Source organism: Paenibacillus sp. J31P13 (genome assembly GCF_056269295.1).
The window spans coordinates 221,418-242,706 of record NZ_JBWDNR010000002.1 but is presented as its reverse complement, the minus strand read 5'-3'; the positions used below and the strand labels follow the sequence as shown (position 1 = coordinate 242,706).

The 21,289-nt window shown below is 44.2% G+C and carries 19 protein-coding genes and 1 other RNA gene; 2 read left to right on the top strand and 18 right to left on the bottom strand.

Features of this window, described 5'->3' with window-relative positions:
* Positions 1–32: 32 nt before the first annotated feature.
* Entirely contained in the window at positions 33–2,357 is a 2,325-nt protein-coding gene (locus AC0YOD_RS07185; protein ID WP_475798591.1) for an alpha/beta hydrolase family protein, read from the bottom strand.
* On the bottom strand, positions 2,348–3,136 hold the full coding sequence (locus AC0YOD_RS07180; RefSeq protein WP_475798590.1) for an ABC transporter ATP-binding protein: 789 nt from the start codon (positions 3,134–3,136) through the stop codon (positions 2,348–2,350). Before AC0YOD_RS07180 ends, AC0YOD_RS07185 begins: the two co-directional genes overlap by 10 nt.
* A 162-nt stretch (positions 3,137–3,298) precedes the next feature.
* On the opposite strand from AC0YOD_RS07180, the gene AC0YOD_RS07175 reads away from it, so the two are divergent.
* Positions 3,299–3,934, top strand: coding sequence for a GTP pyrophosphokinase (locus AC0YOD_RS07175; RefSeq protein WP_475798589.1), 636 nt, complete (start codon positions 3,299–3,301; stop codon positions 3,932–3,934).
* A gap of 51 nt (positions 3,935–3,985) precedes the next feature.
* Here the strand turns inward: AC0YOD_RS07175 and AC0YOD_RS07170 are convergent, their stop codons facing one another.
* Genes AC0YOD_RS07170 through AC0YOD_RS07160 form a run of 3 tightly spaced genes read right to left on the bottom strand, consistent with a single transcriptional unit; the run spans position 3,986 to position 5,193 of the window.
* Positions 3,986–4,420 (bottom strand): hypothetical protein, encoded by a 435-nt coding sequence (locus AC0YOD_RS07170; RefSeq protein ID WP_475798588.1) that lies wholly within the window; start codon positions 4,418–4,420, stop codon positions 3,986–3,988.
* Positions 4,421–4,425: 5 nt separating this feature from the next.
* Positions 4,426–4,638: a DUF1540 domain-containing protein gene (locus AC0YOD_RS07165; RefSeq protein ID WP_475798587.1), complete on the bottom strand. Its 213-nt coding sequence runs from the start codon at positions 4,636–4,638 to the stop codon at positions 4,426–4,428.
* Between the two features lie 54 nt (positions 4,639–4,692).
* Positions 4,693–5,193: a YpuI family protein gene (locus AC0YOD_RS07160; RefSeq protein WP_475798586.1), complete on the bottom strand. Its 501-nt coding sequence runs from the start codon at positions 5,191–5,193 to the stop codon at positions 4,693–4,695.
* A 182-nt stretch (positions 5,194–5,375) separates the two neighbouring features.
* Here AC0YOD_RS07160 and AC0YOD_RS07155 point away from each other — a divergent pair, with 182 nt between their 5' ends.
* Positions 5,376–7,223: a S8 family peptidase gene (locus AC0YOD_RS07155; protein WP_475798585.1), complete on the top strand. Its 1,848-nt coding sequence runs from the start codon at positions 5,376–5,378 to the stop codon at positions 7,221–7,223.
* A gap of 165 nt (positions 7,224–7,388) precedes the next feature.
* On the opposite strand, the gene rnpB is transcribed toward AC0YOD_RS07155, so the two are convergent.
* The 13 genes from rnpB to AC0YOD_RS07090 form a co-directional block, all read right to left on the bottom strand.
* Positions 7,389–7,796, bottom strand: an RNA gene (gene rnpB, locus AC0YOD_RS07150) — RNase P RNA component class A.
* Between the two features lie 74 nt (positions 7,797–7,870).
* Complete coding sequence (locus tag AC0YOD_RS07145; RefSeq protein ID WP_475798584.1) at positions 7,871–8,992, bottom strand: Nif3-like dinuclear metal center hexameric protein; 1,122 nt, start codon at positions 8,990–8,992, stop codon at positions 7,871–7,873.
* Entirely contained in the window at positions 8,968–9,741 is a 774-nt protein-coding gene (locus tag AC0YOD_RS07140) for a tRNA (adenine(22)-N(1))-methyltransferase (RefSeq protein WP_475798583.1), read from the bottom strand. The genes AC0YOD_RS07145 and AC0YOD_RS07140 overlap by 25 nt, the downstream gene beginning before the upstream one ends.
* On the bottom strand, positions 9,741–10,577 hold the full coding sequence (locus AC0YOD_RS07135) for a hypothetical protein (protein ID WP_475798582.1): 837 nt from the start codon (positions 10,575–10,577) through the stop codon (positions 9,741–9,743). The genes AC0YOD_RS07140 and AC0YOD_RS07135 overlap by 1 nt, the downstream gene beginning before the upstream one ends.
* A gap of 118 nt (positions 10,578–10,695) precedes the next feature.
* Positions 10,696–11,832: an RNA polymerase sigma factor RpoD gene (rpoD, locus tag AC0YOD_RS07130; RefSeq protein WP_475798581.1), complete on the bottom strand. Its 1,137-nt coding sequence runs from the start codon at positions 11,830–11,832 to the stop codon at positions 10,696–10,698.
* Between the two features lie 18 nt (positions 11,833–11,850).
* Positions 11,851–13,704, bottom strand: coding sequence for a DNA primase (dnaG, locus tag AC0YOD_RS07125; protein ID WP_475798580.1), 1,854 nt, complete (start codon positions 13,702–13,704; stop codon positions 11,851–11,853).
* A gap of 41 nt (positions 13,705–13,745) precedes the next feature.
* The gene (locus AC0YOD_RS07120) at positions 13,746–14,216 is read right to left on the bottom strand and encodes a YaiI/YqxD family protein (RefSeq protein ID WP_475799318.1); all 471 of its coding nucleotides are present in this window, start codon (positions 14,214–14,216) and stop codon (positions 13,746–13,748) included.
* 79 nt (positions 14,217–14,295) lie between these two features.
* On the bottom strand, positions 14,296–15,111 hold the full coding sequence (locus AC0YOD_RS07115; RefSeq protein WP_475798579.1) for a pyruvate, water dikinase regulatory protein: 816 nt from the start codon (positions 15,109–15,111) through the stop codon (positions 14,296–14,298).
* Between the two features lie 62 nt (positions 15,112–15,173).
* Entirely contained in the window at positions 15,174–17,255 is a 2,082-nt protein-coding gene (gene glyS, locus AC0YOD_RS07110) for a glycine--tRNA ligase subunit beta (RefSeq protein WP_475798578.1), read from the bottom strand.
* Positions 17,248–18,135 carry a glycine--tRNA ligase subunit alpha gene (gene glyQ, locus AC0YOD_RS07105; RefSeq protein ID WP_475798577.1) on the bottom strand — a complete coding sequence of 296 codons (888 nt, stop codon included), beginning with the start codon at positions 18,133–18,135 and terminating at the stop codon, positions 17,248–17,250. Before glyQ ends, glyS begins: the two co-directional genes overlap by 8 nt.
* A 371-nt stretch (positions 18,136–18,506) precedes the next feature.
* A complete protein-coding gene (locus tag AC0YOD_RS07100) occupies positions 18,507–20,048 on the bottom strand; it encodes an MDR family MFS transporter (RefSeq protein ID WP_475798576.1) in 1,542 nt (513 codons plus the stop codon).
* 130 nt (positions 20,049–20,178) lie between these two features.
* The gene (gene recO, locus AC0YOD_RS07095) at positions 20,179–20,922 is read right to left on the bottom strand and encodes a DNA repair protein RecO (RefSeq protein ID WP_475798575.1); all 744 of its coding nucleotides are present in this window, start codon (positions 20,920–20,922) and stop codon (positions 20,179–20,181) included.
* Positions 20,923–21,053: 131 nt separating this feature from the next.
* The gene (locus tag AC0YOD_RS07090) at positions 21,054–21,215 is read right to left on the bottom strand and encodes a YqzL family protein (RefSeq protein ID WP_475798574.1); all 162 of its coding nucleotides are present in this window, start codon (positions 21,213–21,215) and stop codon (positions 21,054–21,056) included.
* Positions 21,216–21,289: the final 74 nt, after the last annotated feature.

The following is a 21,289-nucleotide window of genomic DNA, read 5'->3' as shown; positions in this document are numbered from 1 at the left end:
GCTAACTGCCTAGCATCCCGTTTTTTTGCTGTTTATGGCATAAAACCAATATCATCAAGCATGACCTTACCCGGTCCATTTACAAAACGAAACGTAATTCGACTAATCTCATCAATAGCGATACTGCCCTCTGCGTCCTCAGATTCAAACTGCTCAATCGGAATGACATAAGTTTGAAAAACAGGCTCCGTTGATTCGCTGTATTTATTATTTTTTATTCGTTCTTCCAACCAAGACATAGACATAAAGGCTGTGTAAGAAGAAGGAGGAACTGGCATAATATCAGTAAGCTCCAACATTCTGCTCTCGCCATCATTCGTGGTCACCTCAATAGCTACATCAGGCAATGGGGGCAATTTCAACTCACCAGAACTGGAATTAGCAGCCGAATCCTCCTCTTGCTTCGAAGCTTCGGTAAGTTCTCGCTCAAGGTTCGCCATTGAAAACACAAAGCTGCCCTCTGATATTTCCTCAGTACGGTCATTCGTTTGCGGAGAAAGCTCAAGCTCATATTGCGCACCCGGCTTGGACCACTCCAATACCAGCCCATTCGTTCCTTTGTTTTTGCCGTCCCGGTCCTTCGCTGATGCGATTTCCCAATCGGTCATGCCCTCCACTGTCGCCTTTCCGCCATCTTTAATAGCCGTTTTGCGGGCACTATTATCAAAGCGAGCAATTTCAGTGAATGCAGCCCCTTCGAAACGATTCGTATATTGCGTGTCCGGCAACCAACTCAAACCTGTGCGATAATCTGTAAACAATTCCTTATAGCGATCATCTCCAAGCAAAGTTGACTGTAGAAATGCAGAAATGTATACCTTCGAAATTTGACGCTGCTCCTCAGGCTGTAATAATCCTTCACGATTCAGAAATAATCCGCCTGGCGAACGTTCATCCATTCTTCCCCATTCCGAGTTGAACTGGCTATGATTAGCATCTGCAATATAAAGCGCTGCTTTGAACTTATCTGATTGCTTACTAAATGACGTCCTGCTATACTGCCGATCACCATAAAAGTTGTTAACATCTGCATCTCTTGCTCCTTGAAGTGTCAAATAGTTAACATTTGTTAACCGTGCAGACTTATCATCCACAGCCTTATCAGTAGGTGCAATAGCCACTACGCTCTCAATATGAATGTTGTCTAAACTCTCTAAAGTCTTATCCTCTTTGAACCAGCGATCGGCATCAGCAGCCATTGCTACGGCTTGCCCGCCTCGAGAATGACCTATTAATGCAACTTTACTTATATCTACTCGTCCGCTAAAAGGATTTCCTGCTTCTTCATTCAATTTCTGTATCTGCTGCAAATGCTTGAGCAGGACCCAAGCTCGCATCTTCATGTCATGATTAGGAATACCTGACCAGACCGAATAGTTCAAAAAATTCTCGTCTACTGATATAGCTATAATACCTTGACTTGCCAGAAGCTCTCCTAAATAGTCATAACCGCCATCAGAGAAGCTTTCCATAAGATGATTGCCATGTACAATGAGTGCAATCGGATAGGTTCCTTCACCCTCTGGCATCCATACACGACCGTTTAAAGGAAGCTCATGCTCATCGAAACCCCAGAAGCGGGTTTTCAGCCAAGACCAGCTCGTAATATAAGAGGATGCATCCACTGCTGTCGTCTTGACATTTACCGCTTTGCCAAAAATATCTCTGTGCTTATCTTTCCCGCTCCCATAAGTAAAGGTTTGATAAGCAAAGCTCCCTTGCTCAGCAGGATCTGCGAAACCCAGCGCTACGGAACTGTCATTCGCCGAATCATTCTGTACACTATCCCGCTGCGGCACCGAAGCCGGACCAGGCCAGTCAATGAAAACAAAAATAGAACCCATCATAACAGCTGATAGAAGCCCAACAACAATCTTTTTGCGCGGCTTCATCTTAAGCTTCAAGAACATTCCTAATAGAGCGCCTGCTGCTGCGCCTGTCAATGTAAATATGATAGACATTATGATCGATAATAGAATGCCAAACTCTGCAAAATACAAGATCATATAGGTTTCTACTCCGACATATAGGCAGACACTAGCAAATCTGCGCGGCAACGGCAAATAGAGCATATTCAAAATGAAAGCAAATATATAAGCGCCCAAACTCATCGCCGCTGCATTTATGATTAAAAAAAGTATAATATCAATAACTGTTCCGAAGCCGGTTGGCATGCCAAACACCGCTGTCAACATCGACAAAGTACCGAATAAAGCAGTGCAGCCAGTGGCTACTCGCCATACATAAGTATCACGGTTATTTCTCGTCTGATATTTCTGCCTGAGCCAAAGCTTTATTGTTTCAAGCTTTCTCTGCTCTGGTAATTGCAGCTCAGGCTGTAGCAGTTCTAATTCCATAAGTCCCCCTTCACTGTAAGCCAGCTTCTACCCTCACTTCGATCGATTTCTACGGGAACACCAAAAAAATCGCTCATTCTATCAGAAGTGAGCACATCCGAGTTAGGCTCAGCTGCAAATATTTTACCCTCTTTAATTAACAGTGACTTTGAAAAGCACGGCAAGATTTCTTCAACGTGGTGAGTAACATATATAATAGTAGGAGGTCCCTCACCTGCAGCCACTGACGCAATCATATTAAGCAGCTGTTCTCTTGCAAAGACATCCAGGCCTGTACATGGCTCATCAAGAATAAGCAGCTCAGGCTCGGCCATAAGAGCTCTAGCAATGAGCACACGTTGCCTCTCACCTTGTGAGAGAGTATCATAGGTACGATTAATTAAAGCAGAGCATCCTAGCTTCTTCATCAAGGACTCCGCTTTTTCTAAATCTGCATCATCTGTTGCATCATACAAGCCAATCGTTGCATATTTACCGCTTAAAACGATTGACAATGCATTTTCTCTCCCATATAGCTTTTGCTGAAGAGAGGTACTGACCCAGCCAATTCGTTTGCGAAGCTCTCGTAAATCATACTCTCCGAATTTTTTACCGAGAATGGTCATGCTGCCTTCAGTCGGATATATATAGCCATTAATCATATTTAGAAGCGTCGATTTGCCAGAACCATTCAATCCAAGCAAGCACCAATGCTCTCCTTCGCGTACTGTCCAATTAATATTTTGCAATATCATTTTATTCTCACGATCCCATGAAACATTGCGAATATCTATAATCATAGGTATATTCCTCCGTCTAATTCTCGTAGTAGATTGCTATTAATTTGACTTCGATTATATTATCGACCATTATAATAATACAACGAATTTCGTTTGTCTGAAACTGTACCGCTTATAATCAACAAATATTTACATATTTGTTATCTCAGGAGTGAATAGCTAATGAAAACGGAACAACTTAAACAGTGGGCTCATTTTTTTCTGACTTATAAATTTGCATTAGATGCTGTAGAGACGAAGCTAAATATTTTAAATGAGGAATTTCAGTTTATTCATGATTACAACCCTATTGAGCATTTAAAAACTCGTATCAAAACACCAGAGAGCGTTATGCAGAAGCTTAGGCGAAAAGGACTCGATATTTCTCTAGAAGAAGCAAAGGAACATATTCGTGATATTGCCGGCGTGCGAATCATCTGCTCATTCTCCAACGATATTTATCAAATTGTAGAAATGATCAGTAAGCAAAGCGATGTACGGGTTGTCGAGGTGAAAGACTATGTCCTTAATCCCAAGCCAAATGGCTATCAAAGTATTCATTTGATTATCGAAATTCCTGTGTTTCTAACCAACAGACAAGAAAATGTGCTGGTCGAAATCCAGATTCGTACGATTGCAATGGATTTTTGGGCTAGCCTTGAGCACAAGATCTATTATAAATTCAATGAACAAATTCCGCCACATATCAAGCAGCAGCTCAAGGGCTCTGCTGAAATGATTAACTCGCTTGATAAACAAATGCTTGCGCTTAATGTTGAAGTACAGCAGCATCGCGAGGAGCAGCAAGCCTTGAAATAACAAAAAAGAAGCTCCAACCCATTGCTGGGTTGGAGCTTCTTTTTGTTGAAACTAGGTTACTGCATAGTAAAAAGGAACAATGATTAAATTTAATGCCAGTGCAATGATTCCGATCGCCATAGCCCAACCGCCTAAACCGCGTGCGCCTTGCCGATATGCAATAAAGCCGATCACAGCTGCCGTGGCTCCCATCAGTACAGGCCACACAAACCATGAGGCTACCGCAAACAGCAATGATACCCATCCGAGTCCATAACCGGATGTATCGGTTTCTACGCGCTCCGCTGATTCCAGATGTCGTTCCTCTCCACGGTCCGCATTTACATATGGGCTGCCGGCAGCGAACTCAGCGCCCATCTCCTCATTGAGGTTGAGCATGTCATATGCATCAGCCCCTACAATGGAGCGAGTCTCAATCAATGAATCATCTTGCTCCTGCTCGTCGCGTTTGTCTAGACTTTCGTGTTCCTCATTAAACTTGTCCACCCTAATCACTCCTTAGGTTTAAAAGTGAGGCAGCATGTTTCTTTGGACTGTTTCGCCTGATCTTGATGCTCGGTACCCATCTCTTCTCCGGCAAATTCTTCATTGAATGAGGCGCCTGCATGCTCATCGATCTCAATAGAAATTTCATTTGCACCACAGTTATTGCCTTGCTTCCAGAAGCTACAGTTGGCTACACTACAAGTCACGCCTTTCGGCATAAAAAAATCACCTCCGATATCAAGTTTCCCTGATCGGAGGTGATTCATTCTGCCTTATTTTTGTCCTTGCATGCGACGTTGTGTCATGTAATCATTTTCGTAATAAGCTAGCTCGTCGCGCAGCTCCTCGAAATTTTTCGAAATACTAAGTACGATTTCACGCGCTTCACGAATCGGTTTGTATCGAAAGCGGATAGCATCCTGACCGGTATAAGCATAACGGCCGTCTTCTGAGTAACATTCATTTTTCGGATAGAAAAACGCGCTTACACATTGATGGTAAACTTCATACAGCACGCGTTCCGCATAATCTGTATCAAAATTTGGCCGTCTAAGCAAAACTCCCAGCTTTTCCACTGAAACTTCTGAAAAAACCAATAAGTGTCTCAAATCGGACAATAGACCTTTATAAAAGGCTTGCGCTTCTTCTCCATTATCAACTTCAGTCAGCTGGGCTAATGCATAATTATTAAGAAACGGTTCAATTTGATTGACTGCATCCTTAAGTCTTGTACGAGATTCTTCAGTTAGCGTCTTAACGTTAGCAGATGGCATATAGGTAGTTCCCCTTTCATAATCCAAACACGCTTTAAAACTACAATTATTAATATCGTACCACAAATTACATCGGAGTGGTACTGGCGTTTCACTCTTTCGGTCGCATAATTTCCTCCTTGAAATCTAAACCTACAGATTAGACTTAACTTATCTGAGATCGATTAATGGAGGTATGAAGCATGGCAAAAAAATGGATCGGCGGCTTAACAATCTTAGCCTTGGCCGCACTACTTATACCTGCAACCCCCTTATTTGCTCCACATGACATTAAGAAAGCGCCAAAGGTCTCATCCTTCTCCGCTAAGCGCGAACATACGCTCAAATTAGCAGCGGTTCAGGACGATATGCACGCAACGGCTATGCTCTGCAGCACAGAATGCTCCAAAGATTTTCAGAAGCTCATGGCTTCAAGCATGGGGTCAAGCACAAAGGCTGAACAACATATCAAGAGCATGATGAAAGAGCATATGCACATGAGCTACATTAGCTGGGTATCTGGTGAACGCAGCGTCAACCGCGGCGCTCTTCCAAAAACGAATAAAGCGCAAGCTGAGCATTATGTAAAGCAGGCTAAAGCTGAGGTGGCAAAAGGTTCTAAATATCAGTCTCCACCTTTTACAGCTCAGAACGGCAGTCGTTATATGGTTCTTGGGGTACCTGATTCCAACCATAAAAGTATTGGCGTTGTAGGCGTCATCAAGCAGGATATTATTAACTCTGTGAAAAAGCATCAGATGCGCAACCTTCGTCTTGTTCCTTATCCATCGGAAGGCAATTACAAAATTGAATCTGTGAAACCTAATTCAACCATCGATACAACGGTTCGTTCAGGTGAAGATAACGGCAATGCCAGTCATTATCATGTTCGCGATGTCGTCGTTCATTTTACAAAGCCGCTATCTGAAACAGAACTAAATCGCGTCAAAAATGATATCCAAGCAGAATCATTCAAAAAAATGGGTGATACGTTCGTATTTCGTTCAAAAAGTCTTGAAACGGATCAGCTAGTGAAATATTTTAAAAAGACTTGGAATACAGAGTACACAGAACCTCATTATTTATATATGACGAATGAGACTTCTGATGTCACCATTCCTAATGATGCTCTCTATTCTGAATATCAATGGAATTTACCATCCATCGAAACAGAAAAAGGCTGGAAATTATCCAAAGGGGATGAGCAGGTCATTATTGCCGTGCTGGATACCGGCGTTCAAAGCAACCATCCAGATTTAACAGGTAAAATAACGAAAGGTATCAACATGATCGATGAAACAAAGGATCCGGATGATGATGTTGGTCATGGTACTCACGTTTCTGGCATTATTGGAGCTACAGTCAATAACGGCGAAGGTGTTGCAGGCGTATCTTGGTACAATAAGATTATGCCGGTCAAAGTTCTAGATAGCAGCGGTGCTGGCTCTACGTATTCCGTAGCGCAAGGGATCATCTGGGCCGTCGACCATGGCGCCAAGGTTATTAATATGAGCTTAGGTAATTATGCGAAAGCCGATTTCCTTCATGATGCCATCAAGTACGCTTATGAGCATGATGTCGTGATGATTGCAGCAAGCGGCAATGATAACACGGATCGTCCGGGCTATCCAGCGGCTTATCCGGAAGTCTTTGCTGTTGCTGCTACTGACAGTAAGAAAGAAAAAGCTTCTTTCTCCAATTATGGGGATTATATTGACGTAGCAGCTCCTGGCGATAGCATAGCAAGCACCTATCCAGGCAGCCAATACGCTGCACTATCAGGAACCTCTATGTCCACACCTCACGTGGCTGCATTAGCTGGACTGATTCGTTCCATCAATCCAGAGCTAACAAATGTAGAGGTTATGGAGATCATGCGCAAGACGGCAAACGATTTAGGAACCAAAGGCAAAGATATCTATTTTGGATATGGTGAGATAGATGTAGATAAGGCGCTCCAATCCGCATCATCCTACGGCGGTGCGCTTCAAACCTATCCAGAAATGGTCAAACGCAGACTTGAACGAATTGTTACAAAATATCGGAAATAAACTATTAATTTGTAGTTGTACAAATATAACAGGAAACACAATAAAGCACCCTTCGACGAAGGGTGCTTTTTTTTATTCATTCATTAGAGTTTTTTATAATCATCGCGAAACGAGCTATTGCCGCCAAATAGGGCGCCAGCCGTTTACGCTAAGATAAATAGTCGTGCGGAAAGTTTGCCGTAAGCCGGGTTCTGTACCTCTGGTGGTTCAAACGGGAACGACCCTCCCACGATGAAGCGACAATCATCTATCTAGGCCGTACATTGCTATACGGCTCCAGCAACCAACCCGGACGCGCCTCAGGCTAAGGCTGCAGCTCAAATGGCTGCGGCGTCCTCTCGGTCTTGCTCCAGATGGGGTTTACCAGGAACATAGTCACCTATGCTCCTCGTGGTCTCTTACACCACGGTTCCACCCTTACCTGTACCGGCTAAAAGCCGGCCATCGGCGGTCCATTTCTGTGGCACTATCCTTCAGCTCGCGCTGACTGGACGTTATCCAGCATCCTGCCCTGCGGAGCCCGGACTTTCCTCTCGCGGCAACAAGGCCGCCAGCGATTGTCTGTCAAACTTTCCGTGCATGAATCAGTATACAGGCTTTTCGACAAAAGCTCAACCCTTTTACGGATATAGCATTTTAATGGTATTTTAAACGAAAGTAAATGACTCTGTGTTTAAAGCAGAAGCAATGGCCGTTGTTTCATATTTACTGCCCTTCAATTGCTCATTCAGCCAATCTGCCACTCGTTGCTTCATGACCTTCTCGATGTTGTGACCAGCATCAATAATCGTCATGCCCGCAGCCAGCGCATCATGCGCAGTATGATAATCTATATCACCAGTTATAAGAACATCCGCTCCCGCAAACATGGCATGCCTTACATATCTGGATCCTGCACCGCCAAGCACAGCAGCCTTTCGAATTTTATGATCCAGGGCTCCTACGACACGAACAACTGGTACATCAAAAACTTGCTTTGCATGCTCGGCAAGTTCTCCTAGTGTTGTCGGCTCTACAAGCTTGCCTGAGCGTCCAAGTCCAAAAGATCTGCCCTTCAGATCAACGGGATAAAGGTCGTAAGCAACCTCTTCATAAGGATGAGCCTTAAGCATCGCCTGCACAGCCTTACGATGAACGCTATTTGGAACGATCGTCTCAATACGAACCTCGTCTGCTTTCTCCAGCTTTCCCGGTGTGCCAATAAACGGATTTGTACCATCGCCAGGAATAAATGTACCTGTGCCTTTGATATTGAAGCTGCAATGGCTATAGTCCCCTATTTCACCAGCACCAGCTCTCCAAAGCGCTTGAAGCACTGCCTCTTGATGACTTTCAGGAACAAATACGACGAGCTTATACAGCTTATCCGTATGCACTTCCTCCAGACATTGGCGACCCTCCGGCAATATCCCGATTTGATCAGCCAGCCAATCATTAATGCCGCCGTCTGCAACATCCAGATTAGTATGTGAAATATAAACAGCAATATCATTTTTAATCAGCTTCTCGTATAAACGACCTGGCGGAGTTGACGTATCAAGCTTAGCAAGCGGTCGATAAATAATCGCATGATGAGCAATGATAAGCTCGGCTCCTTGTTCAATTGCTTCGTCTACTACAGCATCCGTTACATCCAGTGCGACAAGCACCTTATTAATTGTTTTGTTCAAAGTCCCCAGTTGAAGACCAATCTTATCGTTTTCAACCGCATAATGCTTCGGAGCAAGCTGCTCCATTAGCTGAACTACGGTTTGACCGTTTGCAAACATTGCAAAACCTCCTCAAGCACACTAATCTCTGCTTTGATTTGCTCTCGCTTCTGAGCGGATTCTGGCAGATCAGATCCTGCCATCTGCTCACAAATACGTTCCAGCTTTTTGATTTCATGACGCCATTTTTTAAATAATACAGGCTGTGGACTGCGAAGCAGATACGGACCCATTTGCTTCATAACATTTACTTTCGTATCCTCTTCAAGCTGCAATGGCAAGAACTCAGTATTATACAAGGCATCATTTAAAGTTTTTGCATCAGCTGTACGGGTTGCATGCATAACCTCGTATATTTTCCCATCCTCTTCAATAATGCTCTCAGCCTTCAGATACCAGTCATGCTTTAACAACCATACACGTACAGCTTCTTCACCAACATTCGGCTGAAGAACCAGCTCCTTAACGCCTTCAAGCTTACCAGCCAAATAACCCGCTTCTAAAATATCGCTCATCAAGCTGCCGCCCATACCAGCGATCGTTACCGTATCAGCCTCTCCAGGCTCCAATACAGCGAGTCCGTCCCCTTGTCTAACTGACAGTGACTTTGATACGCCTGCAGCCGCTCCTTGCTTGCGTGCGGCTTCGTATGGACCCCGGTTCAGCTCGCCGGCGATGGCAGTCGGACATTTGTTTATTTGAAGCAAATAAACGGGCAGCATGGCGTGATCAGAACCGATATCAGCTACTCGTGACCCAGAAGTTACATAATCTGCAATGACTTGCAGACGTTTAGATAGTTTTAACATTATACGACCCACACCATCCATTTTTTTCGCATTAAAAATAATAAACCTCCGCCAATTGCAAATTTAACAATGAGCTGAAGTTGTAACCAAATTACTACATCTGCGAACATTATCGCATAAAGCTCAGGCATGAAAAAGACAAGCGCGCTTATTGAGAACAACACAGCAGACACCTGCTTTGACCAACGGTGAATAAACCAGCTTCCCCAACCAAAAAGACAGGCTAATGGCAGCCAGTAAAGCTGAATTTCATACCATTTTGGATCAATCATGAAATGAGAAAGCAACCAAGCATAAACAAGAACTGCTGCAAGCCATCCTGAGAAATGCAAAATATGAATCCTAGTACTAATGCCATAAACGATCCAGAAGAGCGAACATAAACCGATTAAACCAGTTTTCCAGCCCCAAACGGTCAGCCCATGTTGATTGAGCATATAGATTCCTCCGCCTAGAAGCAAGAGCATTCCTACACTGGTAAGAGATAATCCGGTTGCCTCATTACGTGTCCGAAACCTTGCTCCTACCCATAAAAAAACGGCCGTTCCGCTTGCTACGACTGCCATTTGCAATAACGGATGAAATTCGTTAAAATAAAGCACAACAAAGGAAATTAAGGTAAAAGTTCCAAATGTAAGAAGCCATTGCAGACCTGTTGCTCGCTGTACAGCAGCAATCGCTTTTCCTACTGTATTATGCTGCTCTTTCAGTTTTTCTACGGTGTCGTGGTCAGCATATAGATTCAGAAGAAAGTCACAATATTGATCTGGCAGCAGCTTACTGCGTCGCCAGTGTTCAATTTCTTTCACGATAATTTGCCGACGATCCTGATTCATGAATCCCGCAATCCTTTCGCTCTGGACTTTAACATTCATTCTCATATGTATGAGCAATTCTGTTTAGAAAAAAGACCTCGCTGCAGCAGCAGAAAGGTCATTATATCAAATCATGCGATTATTCGAGGAAATCCTTCAAACGTTTACTGCGACTTGGGTGACGAAGCTTCCTAAGCGCTTTGGCTTCGATTTGACGAATACGCTCACGCGTTACGCCAAATACTTTACCCACTTCTTCAAGCGTTCTCGTACGACCATCATCTAGTCCGAAGCGAAGACGTAATACATTTTCTTCTCTTTCAGTTAGAGTGTCAAGAACGTCCTCAAGCTGCTCTTTAAGAAGTTCATACGCTGCAGCATCAGCTGGAGCAAGCGCTTCTTGGTCTTCGATGAAGTCTCCAAGATGAGAATCATCTTCCTCCCCGATTGGGGTTTCAAGAGATACTGGCTCTTGTGCGATTTTCATGATCTCGCGAACCTTCTCCGTGCTTAGTTCCATTTCAGCCGCAATCTCTTCCGGTGTCGGTTCACGTCCAAGCTCTTGCAGTAATTGACGGGATACGCGAATAAGTTTGTTAATCGTTTCTACCATATGAACCGGTATACGAATCGTACGTGCTTGGTCGGCAATTGCACGAGTTATCGCTTGACGAATCCACCATGTTGCATACGTACTGAATTTAAACCCTTTTTGATGATCAAATTTCTCAACGGCTTTGATGAGACCCATGTTACCCTCTTGAATAAGATCAAGGAACAACATCCCTCTACCGACATAACGTTTAGCAATACTGACCACTAGACGAAGGTTAGCTTCCGCCAGTCTCCGTTTTGCTTCTTCATCGCCATTTTCAATACGTTGTGCCAGTTCAATTTCATCATCCGCAGAGAGAAGAGGAACGCGGCCGATTTCCTTCAAATACATCCGTACCGGGTCATTAATTTTTATACCCGGAGGCAATGCCAAATCATCATCGAAGTTAAAGTCGTCCGACTCCCGCTCACGTTCACGGTCTTCTCCATTTGCAGCAAGTGGGTTTTCTTCATCGTTTTCGTTCAGAACCTCGATTCCAAAATCATCAAGCTGTTCGAAAAATTCATCAATTTGCTCTGGGTCCTGATCGAAAGGAGACAATTTCTCCATAATCTCTTTGTAAGTCAAGGAAGACCTCTTCTTACCTTGCTCGATCAACTGATCCTTCACATGATCCAGTTTTTGTTCGGTATCTAATTCAGTATGCTGATCATTCGCCATGTTCCGACTCCCTCCCCCCTAGAAACGATCTATGTTTCTTGCTTTCAGCTGTTGGCCTAGGGTTATAATCTCAATTGCTAATTTTGTTGCTAGTGCTGCATTTCCGGTACGTTCGGCATGTACCATCTCATCTTCCTTACGCTGCAACTCGAGCTTCAGCGGATAGGTGATGATATCTTGAATATCAGCGTTCATGGTTGTTTCATCAAACGGGAAATCACTATCCATCATTAGAATCGATGCCGCTGTTCGTTCTAATCTGTCATCATGCAGCGTTGCAATAAATCGGCTGGCATCGGGATCATAGCCCTGTGCATAATAAGCGTATAAATAAGCAGCAAGCGCTGCGTGATCCTCTACATTAAACGCATCACCGAGTCGTTCATGAACCGCTTGCGCAACTTCACTGTCGCGCATCATTACGTTCAACAGCCTGCGTTCTGCATAGGTATATGCAGGTCTAAGCGTTGGTGGTCCAGACGAACGGGGCTTTTCATTCCTACCATTATTCCACGAATTGTCGTTATTATCCCCTTGAGGCTTCTTTTTTTGCAGCTCTACCCGCAACTGATGGCAGTCCTGTTTCAAGGAATCAAGCGAGATTTCGAACTCTCGGGACAATTCTTTTAAGTAGACTTCGCGTTCTGTTGAAGAATCAACCTCAGCAACAATTTGTACGGCTTCCAGCAGATAATTCTTTCTGCCTTCTTCTTTTAGCAGTATATGGTTTTTCCTTGAATATATAAGCTTAAATTTTGTAACTGATACAGGCTGATCCATCGTTTCCCGTAAAAAGGCTTCAGGTCCATATTCGCTAATATAATCATCGGGATCTTTTCCCTTGGGAAGCATAGCTACTGCTACTTTCAGCCCCGCTCCTTCTAGCATCGGAATGGATTTGAAAGCCGCAGCTTGTCCGGCATCATCCCCATCATAGCAAATGATGACCTCCTCAGCTTGCCGCCTAAGAATACCGCAATGTTCATCCGTCAATGCTGTTCCCATCGTTGCTACACCGTTTTTAACGCCTGCGCTCCATGATTTGATGACGTCCATGTAGCCTTCAAACAATACAACTTGCTTGCTCTTGCGGATAGCTGGCCGCGCATAATGCAAGTTATAAAGTGTTCTGCTTTTCGTAAATAACATGGTTTCTGATGTGTTCAAGTATTTCGGCTGTCCTTCGCCTATAATGCGACCCGCAAACGCGGTAGCTTTGCCGTCTCTATCCCATATCGGAAACATGATGCGATTACGAAACCGATCCACATACCCGCTCCCGTCCGATTTTGCCGAAAGTAATCCGCCTTTTTCCATTAACTCCAAATCAAAGCCTCGATTCGTTAAAAATCGAGCTAGCAAATCCCACTCTTCAGGAGCATATCCGAGCATAAAATGATCGATCAGCTTATCGCTCATACCGCGCTCACGCAAATATTGCTTCGCTGCTTGCCCCTGCTTCGTATTGCTAAGCACATGATGATAAAGCTTAACCGTCAATTCATGCGCTTCGATAATTTTGGTTCGGTCTGCATTCTCAGGAGTTGATCGGTTCCCATCAGGCGATGCCCAAGTAATGGGAATGCTCGCATCCTCGGCAAGTACTCGTACGGCTTCCGGAAAAGAATAGCCTTCCATTTCCTCAACAAACCGTATAACATTGCCGCCTTTACCGCAGCCATAGCAATGGTAAATTTGGAGTTCCGGCGTAACTGTGAACGAGGGTGTCTTCTCCGAGTGGAACGGACATAGCCCCTTCATATATTTGCCGTGCTTCGTGAGATGAACATATTTCCCGACCGTCTCTACGATGTCATGATGCTTGCGAACGGCATCAATAACCTCTTCAGGTATTTTATTACCGCTTGTCATCGTTCATCACCTTCATCCTAGTAACACGTAAATAATATTCGCTATACGTCATGGTTCTCCTGCTCAATTCGCAAAACTTTTGTCAACTTTTGTTGAAAACGATCACGATCCTCGTTGTTCATCGCTTTTGGACCCCTCGTTTTGCCTCCACTTCGGCGTCTCTTGGCAAGCTCATGTCTTCGTTCCATCAAATAATCGATGTTCTCATCCGAGTACTGCTCTCCCCTAGGGGACAATACGATTGCTCCTTTGCCTATTGCAATGCATGCAAGTCCAAAATCCTGCGTAACGACAATATCCCCTCGTACAATATGGTTTACGATATACAAATCAACGGATTGATTGCTGCGATCCACCTGTACGATATCAACACCCTCTTGCGGTTCAAGTCTATGGTCATGAGAAGCTACCATCAGTACTTTTACCGAAAAACGTCTCGCCGTCTCGCCTATCTCTGTTTTCACCGGGCATGCATCTGCATCGACAACAATGGTTGGTTGCTTTAACCGAATAATAATCACCGCTCGAATTCAATTTCTAATCCTGTACTATTATATACGGCAAAACAATAAAAAATCCTGCATTATGCCCTTAAGGTAATCGCACATATTCCATAATTAAGCTAGCTGTTTCTTCCACAGCTCGATGAGACACATCAATGACAACACATCCCAGCTGCTTCATAATGGTATCGGCATAAACAAGCTCTTTCTCTATACGATCCGGCGTAGCATAAGATGCATTATTAGGCAAGCCCAATGCTTTTAATCTTTCCTTACGGATTGTATTTAAGTACGGCATGCCGATCGTTAGTCCAATTATGTTCCGCTTTGGAATTTTAAACAATTCTGCCGGCGGCTTAAGCTCTGGAACTAACGGTACATTCGCAACTTTGAATTTTTGATGCGCAAGGTACATAGATAATGGTGTTTTTGAAGTACGCGATACGCCGACCAGCACGATATCCGCTTTCGTTACGCCTGAAGTATCCCTTGCATCATCATATTTAACCGCAAATTCAACGGCTTCAACCTTTCGGAAGTAATCCGCATCCAAAACGTGATTTAGACCAGGCTCTTCACGAGATTTCCGTCCTGTGCGCATTTCCAACGTTTCTATAAAAGAACCTAAGAGATCAATCGCGACAACGCCGGAGGTTTCAGCTAGCTTCTTCATACTGTCACGTAAATGCGGGATAACCAGTGTATACAAGACAATAGCATCTGCTCCCTTAGCTTGCAGCGCAATGCGCTGCAAGCTTGCTTCGTCCGTTACAAAGGGTGCTCTGCGAATTTCAGCATTAATGGGATGAAACTGTGCTATTGCTGCGCGTACAACAAGTTCTCCCGTATCCCCCGCAGCATCTGAAACGACATAAACGATTACTTCTGGATTGGTATTAGGCATGCTTCATCATCCTTCTGACGTTTAATTTGTAAGAAGAGGGGCGAACATACTCATTTTGTAAATTACCATACAAGTTTCGAGAAATCCGCTACGACAGCAAGATCCTCAGCTATAGATGCTAGTGTAGAAAGTCGGTTTGCTCTTACTGCCTCATCTGGCGCCATAACCATCACATTCTCAAAATACGCATGAATATACGGTTTCAATGACGAAATGGTTTCCACAGCCTTAGCCATATCCCCGCTTTCGACTGCTGCTGTAAACGTTGGATGCAGCTGCACCCATTGCTCATAAAGATCTCTTTCCACTTGCTCAGCGAACAGGGAAGGATCAACCAAAGTCGAAGCAGCTTTGGATCCTAGATTGCTTACACGGTTGAACTGCTCCACAGTGAGCTTGAATTCAGCGCGGTCAGCACCTGCTGCAAGCGCTTGAACGACGGAAGCCCGTTCAATTGTAGAACGCAGATCAGCAAAACCCGATACCATTACTGCATCAACGACGTCATAACGAACGCCTTGCTCAGAAAGCACATTTTTCACTCGAAGCGCGAAGAAATCAGACAAATCATTGCGAATATCTTCAGCATTCCGCTTCAATCCGCGGCTCTCATGAACGGATAACGCAGCATCATACAGATCATTCAGCGAAAGCTTCAAGCCGTGCGCCAAAATAATTTGGACAATTCCTGCTGCTTGTCTGCGCAATGCATATGGATCCTGTGAACCCGTTGGGATGATTCCGATAGAAAAACAGCCAACGATTGTATCTATTTTATCCGCCAAGCTAACGATAGCACCCGTAATTTCGGATGGAGCAAGGTCACCGGCAAAACGCGGTTGATAATGCTCATTAATGGCTTTCGCCACCGACTTCCGCTCTCCTGCTTTGTTTGCATAATCTTCACCCATGATGCCTTGCAGCTCAGGGAATTCATAAACCATTTGCGAGACGAGATCAAATTTGCAAATATCAGCGGAACGACTGATATCTTGCGCCGTTTGCTCGTCAAGAACCAAATGTTTGCTTAACAAATCTGCCGTTGCTCTAATCCGTCTAACCTTATCACCAACGGACCCAAGCTCTTCGTGATAAACGATATTTTCAAGCTTGGATAACGCATGATCAATCGTCAGCTTATGATCTTCCGCATAGAAGAATTTCGCATCTGAAAGTCTAGCACGAAGTACTTTCTCATTGCCTTTTGCAACAAGCTCAATGGATTTTTTATCTCCGTTACGTACGGTAACAAAGAAAGGCTGTAGCTGGCCTTCACCGTTAAATACAGGGAAATAACGCTGATGCTCACGCATGGAAGTAATAAGCACCTCTTGCGGTATATTAAGGAATTCCGGATCAAAGCCGCCAAATAAAACACTCGGGTACTCAACCAAGAAAAGAACCTCTTCAAGAAGATCTTCTTTAATTGCAATTTCCCAGCCTTTTTCCTTAGCTAGACCATCTATTCCATTCACAATAAGCTGCTCCCGCTCGCTTACATCAACAATGACATTCTGTTCGCGAAGGCGCTCAACGTATTGCTTCGGTTCAAGAATCGTTGCTTCATTGCCGAGAAAACGATGTCCACGAGATACATTGCCTGTTTTCACATCTGTGATCTCGAAAGGAATAACATCCTGACCAAACAACGCTACGAGCCAACGAATAGGTCTTACGAAACGAAGCTCATAACTGCCCCAACGCATGTTTTTCGGAAACGACATGGAAGTAATTAAAGTAAGCAAGCCTTCTGGAAGTACGGCAGCAGTATCAGCGCCAATGCTGCTTTTATTCGCATAGACATACTCTACGCCAGCAAGTTCTTGGAAATAAAGCTCTTCAGGGGCAACGCCTTGACTGCGTGCAAAACCTAGTGCAGCTTTGCTCCAGTTTCCTTCAGCATCCTGTGCAATTTTGCGTGAAGGACCTTTTGCTTCCTCATTCATGTCGGATTGCTTCTCTTCTACATCATTAATTAACACCGCGATACGTCTAGGTGTCGCATATACGTGAACGTCGCCATGCCCAATACGTGAATCAGACAGCCATTTTACAGTTTTATCCTTTAGTTGGTTCATTGCGCCGCGCACGAAGCGAGCTGGCACTTCCTCTAGACCGATCTCAAGCAATAAATCTCTAGTCATGCTGCTCCACTCCTTTCTTCAATAACGGGAATCCAAGGCGTTCTCTTTCCTCGTAATACGTCGATGCGCAAGCACGAGCCAAGTTTCTCACTCTTGTAATATAGCCGGTTCTTTCCGTTACGCTAATTGCACCGCGCGCATCCAGCAAGTTAAAAGTATGTGAGCATTTCAAAACGTAATCGTAAGCCGGGAATACAAGATGATGCTCCATCGTTTTATTCGCTTCTTCTTCATACATATTGAACAATTGAAACAGCATCGCTGTATCCGAAGTCTCGAATGTATATTTGGAATGTTCGAATTCTGGCTGTTTAAAGACGTCGCCATAGCTTACGCCCTCAACCCATTCTAGATCGAACACATTTTCTTTTTGTTGAATGTAAGAAGCAAGCCGCTCCATACCGTATGTGATTTCGACAGCAACAGGATTAGCATCAATACCGCCAACCTGTTGGAAATACGTAAATTGCGTAATTTCCATTCCATCCAGCCATACTTCCCAGCCTAGTCCCCATGCGCCGAGCGTCGGAGACTCCCAGTTATCCTCTACAAAGCGGATATCATGCTCATTCGCATCGATACCTAACTGCTTAAGGCTTTCCAGGTAAAGCTCTTGAATGTTGTCAGGAGATGGTTTCAAAATAACTTGGAACTGATGATGCTGATACAAGCGGTTTGGGTTTTCACCATAACGACCGTCTGCTGGACGACGGGAAGGCTCAACATAAGCTACATTCCAAGGCTCTGGTCCAATTGAACGCAGGAATGTCATTGGGTTCATTGTACCTGCACCCTTCTCCACATCATAAGGCTGGACGAGAATACATCCTTGTTCCGCCCAGAAGTGCTGCAGTGTCAAAATCATTTTTTGAAAATTCATAACAGACCCACTCCTTCTTCCTCTGTTTGATATCCGATTTCGGACAATTTTCCGATCAGCAAAGGCGTTGACATGCAAAAAACTCCCGTCTCTACGCCTGCTTCCAGACGTAGGGACGAGAGTTATAATCCCGCGGTTCCACCCTACTTGGTTCACTCCTTACGAGTAAACCCTCTTAGTTCGATACGACTCCGGAGTGCCCTTTCATCATGGCTGTCGGTCCAGGCTTCCACTTCTCCCGGCTCGCTAATACCGTCAACTCACATGATTACTTTCTCCATCACTGCCCAATATTCATAATATCCTATTGTATCCTTGTTTATAATCATTGTCAACTTGGAGACAGGACAAAAAAAGATTATACCATTGCATTAGTGACTGTGAATTTCTTCCAATGTTTTCTTCTTGTTCGCCTCTTTGCCGATAATATCCTTCATACCTGCATTTCCCATAAACAAAACGCAAACTAACGCAAGTCCTGCAGGCACAATAGACCAAAGAAACGTAACAGATACAGATTCGGATAGCGCTGTAACAACTTTATCCATTACTTCTGGCGGGATTTCAGCACGCTTCTCGGGTGAGAGCAGCTCACGCGCATTTTCAGTCATAAGGCCGCCGCCTTCACTGCCAGCAAAAGCTTCATTCATTCCACTTGTGAAATGATTTCTTTGAATGATACCAAAAATCGTAATACCTACCGTCATGCCCAGCGAGCGAATAAAGGACATAGTCGACGTAGCGCTGCCCCGCTGCCTTGCATCAAAGCCATGAATCGAAGACATTCCAAGAACAGAGAAGGAGAAACCGATTCCGAAGCCTGTAAAGAACATATAGACGGACAGCATAAATCTTGTCGTATCCGGAGTAATCGTTGACAACAGCACGATGCCTGTAATAAAGATAATCGCAGATACCGTCATTATGCTTCGATATGACATTTTGTTAGCTAATATCCCGCCTACTTGTGCAGCAATAACGGAACCAAGCGTCATTGGCAGCAAGGTTAACCCCGCATTAATTGCCGTTCCGCCAAATACCCCTTGCACAAACATCGGAATATAGAGTGCTGCGGTAATAAACGCTGCACCATAAAATAATCCGGCACCTGTACTTGATGCAAACAGACGTTGTTTAAACATTTTGAATGAAATAATCGGTTCTTCTGCTTTCGTCTCGACGAACAGGAAAACGATCAGTAACACAGCAAATAAAGAGAATAATCCAATGATTTGCGTTGAATCCCATGGGTACTCCGCACCCCCAAGCTCAAGCGCAAACATGAGACAAACTATCGACCCTACAAGAGTAGCAGCGCCAAGCCAGTCGATTTTCTGCTTGGAATGAGATAAAGATTCTTTGTAAAAAATAACGATAAAAGCCAGAGCAATAAGTCCAAAAGGAATATTGATGTAAAAAATCCAACGCCAGTTAATGTATTCCGTTATGTATGCTCCGGCAAGCGGACCAAACAAGCTGGAAGTACCGAATACGGCTCCGAAGAGGCCACCCATTTTCCCGCGTTTTTCCGCTGGAAAGATATCAAATACGATGGCAAAAGCAATCGGCATCATAGCACCGCCGCCAATCCCTTGTATTGCGCGGTATATCGTAAGCTGCGTGATGGATTCAGCAGTACCGCAAAGGATAGAGCCAATTAGAAATAATGAAATGCCTAGTATGAAAAATCTCTTTCTTCCATACATATCAGACAATTTTCCGAATATCGGCATACCAGCCATTTCAGTGACAAGATATGCAGACGTTACCCAGACATATTTGTCCAAGCCGCCAAGGTCGGACACAATGGTAGCCATTGCAGTTGAAACGATTGTGTTATCAATCGCTGCAACCAAGATGCCAAGCAATAACCCGACTACAACGAACCCCAGTCTATTTTGCTGCGCAGACATAATGTTAAATCCCTCCAGTTTGCTATACTTCCTCAATAACATTCTATAGCATAAAGCAATAATGTGATTGCTGTAATCCTTCAAAAGAAGGAGCTATATATCCGCCTTAAGGATGAGGGAATTACAATATTTACAAGAGCTTTTCCAGCTGATCCAAAAAGTTGCGAGACTTCAGCTGCAATCCCAAATGTGTATCCATGAGTCTGCGCATGCATAGCTTAAGCTCCTCTTTCGTTTCTGGTTTCACCTGTATGCTCCCTAATCTCCTCATATCCGTTCTTCGAAAGATTTTAAGCAGCTTATATGCCCCATCTCCGAGCAAAATAGCGCTTGGATCTCTGCCAGCACAATTCGTGCATAGAATGCCTCCAGCATGAGGTGACAGCCTAAATGGCCCCACTCTATTTGCACAGCTAACACATTCATCAAGCTCAGGCGCATAACCCGATAAATCCAGAATCCTCATTTCATACAAATGGATGACGATTTGAGCATCCTTACCTTCATTCAACGCAGTAAAGCATGCTTTGAGCTGCTCGAAATGGAAGCTTGTCGATTCATCATCTTGAAGTGAGCGGTCAGTAAGCTCCGCTGCGTAGGAAGCATAAGCTGCTAAATCCAATTTCTCACGCAAAATATGGTGAGATTCAATAATCTCACCATAATTAAGCGTACCGAGTCCGCTGCTGCGAAAATAGACAAACTCTCCATATGTAAACGGCTGGGCAAGTGATGAATGCTTGCTTTTAATTTTTTTAGCGCCTCGAATGAGTACACCGGCCTTGCCGTTTGTTTTTGTAAGAAGGGTCACAATTTTATTGCCTTCCCCATAGTCCATACTGCGAATTACAATTCCTTCGACACGATGTAGCATACAGATAACTCTCCCCTAAAAGCAGAAACGGAGCCGGCCGTCCCATGGCGGCGCAGCATCCGTTTGCAATAAAACGACTATTCGTTTATTAGAACCGTTTCTTGCTCTATTCCGATACGTTAGATAGATAGTTAGCTCGTTAGATCTTCCAATCCAACCGCAGCAAGCTCCTCGGTTGCATCTTCTAGCGTATCACTTTGTCCTTCTGCTCCAACTTGATTCATTTCCTTGTAAAGCATGAAAGATTCGACATCCCCGGTCATCGTAAAATACTTCCACGAAAAATCTCGCATTCGTATTCATCCCTTTCGCTCCCTGAAATGCTGCTCCAGACGCTAATAGGATGCGATAAACGGGTATATACTAT

Excerpts from the sequence above, each read along its gene's own strand:
- AC0YOD_RS07185 (WP_475798591.1), bottom strand. The coding sequence starts at position 2,357 with ATGGAATTAGAACTGCTACAGCCTGAGCTGCAATTACCAGAGCAGAGA.
- AC0YOD_RS07180 (WP_475798590.1), bottom strand. The coding sequence starts at position 3,136 with ATGATTATAGATATTCGCAATGTTTCATGGGATCGTGAGAATAAAATG.
- AC0YOD_RS07175 (WP_475798589.1), top strand. The coding sequence starts at position 3,299 with ATGAAAACGGAACAACTTAAACAGTGGGCTCATTTTTTTCTGACTTAT.
- AC0YOD_RS07165 (WP_475798587.1), bottom strand. The coding sequence starts at position 4,638 with ATGCCGAAAGGCGTGACTTGTAGTGTAGCCAACTGTAGCTTCTGGAAG.
- AC0YOD_RS07160 (WP_475798586.1), bottom strand. The coding sequence starts at position 5,193 with ATGCCATCTGCTAACGTTAAGACGCTAACTGAAGAATCTCGTACAAGA.
- AC0YOD_RS07155 (WP_475798585.1), top strand. The coding sequence starts at position 5,376 with ATGGCAAAAAAATGGATCGGCGGCTTAACAATCTTAGCCTTGGCCGCA.
- AC0YOD_RS07145 (WP_475798584.1), bottom strand. The coding sequence starts at position 8,992 with ATGTTTGCAAACGGTCAAACCGTAGTTCAGCTAATGGAGCAGCTTGCT.
- AC0YOD_RS07140 (WP_475798583.1), bottom strand. The coding sequence starts at position 9,741 with ATGTTAAAACTATCTAAACGTCTGCAAGTCATTGCAGATTATGTAACT.
- AC0YOD_RS07135 (WP_475798582.1), bottom strand. The coding sequence starts at position 10,577 with ATGAATCAGGATCGTCGGCAAATTATCGTGAAAGAAATTGAACACTGG.
- rpoD (WP_475798581.1), bottom strand. The coding sequence starts at position 11,832 with ATGGCGAATGATCAGCATACTGAATTAGATACCGAACAAAAACTGGAT.
- dnaG (WP_475798580.1), bottom strand. The coding sequence starts at position 13,704 with ATGACAAGCGGTAATAAAATACCTGAAGAGGTTATTGATGCCGTTCGC.
- AC0YOD_RS07115 (WP_475798579.1), bottom strand. The coding sequence starts at position 15,111 with ATGCCTAATACCAATCCAGAAGTAATCGTTTATGTCGTTTCAGATGCT.
- glyS (WP_475798578.1), bottom strand. The coding sequence starts at position 17,255 with ATGACTAGAGATTTATTGCTTGAGATCGGTCTAGAGGAAGTGCCAGCT.
- glyQ (WP_475798577.1), bottom strand. The coding sequence starts at position 18,135 with ATGAATTTTCAAAAAATGATTTTGACACTGCAGCACTTCTGGGCGGAA.
- AC0YOD_RS07100 (WP_475798576.1), bottom strand. The coding sequence starts at position 20,048 with ATGTCTGCGCAGCAAAATAGACTGGGGTTCGTTGTAGTCGGGTTATTG.
- recO (WP_475798575.1), bottom strand. The coding sequence starts at position 20,922 with ATGCTACATCGTGTCGAAGGAATTGTAATTCGCAGTATGGACTATGGG.
- AC0YOD_RS07090 (WP_475798574.1), bottom strand. The coding sequence starts at position 21,215 with ATGCGAGATTTTTCGTGGAAGTATTTTACGATGACCGGGGATGTCGAA.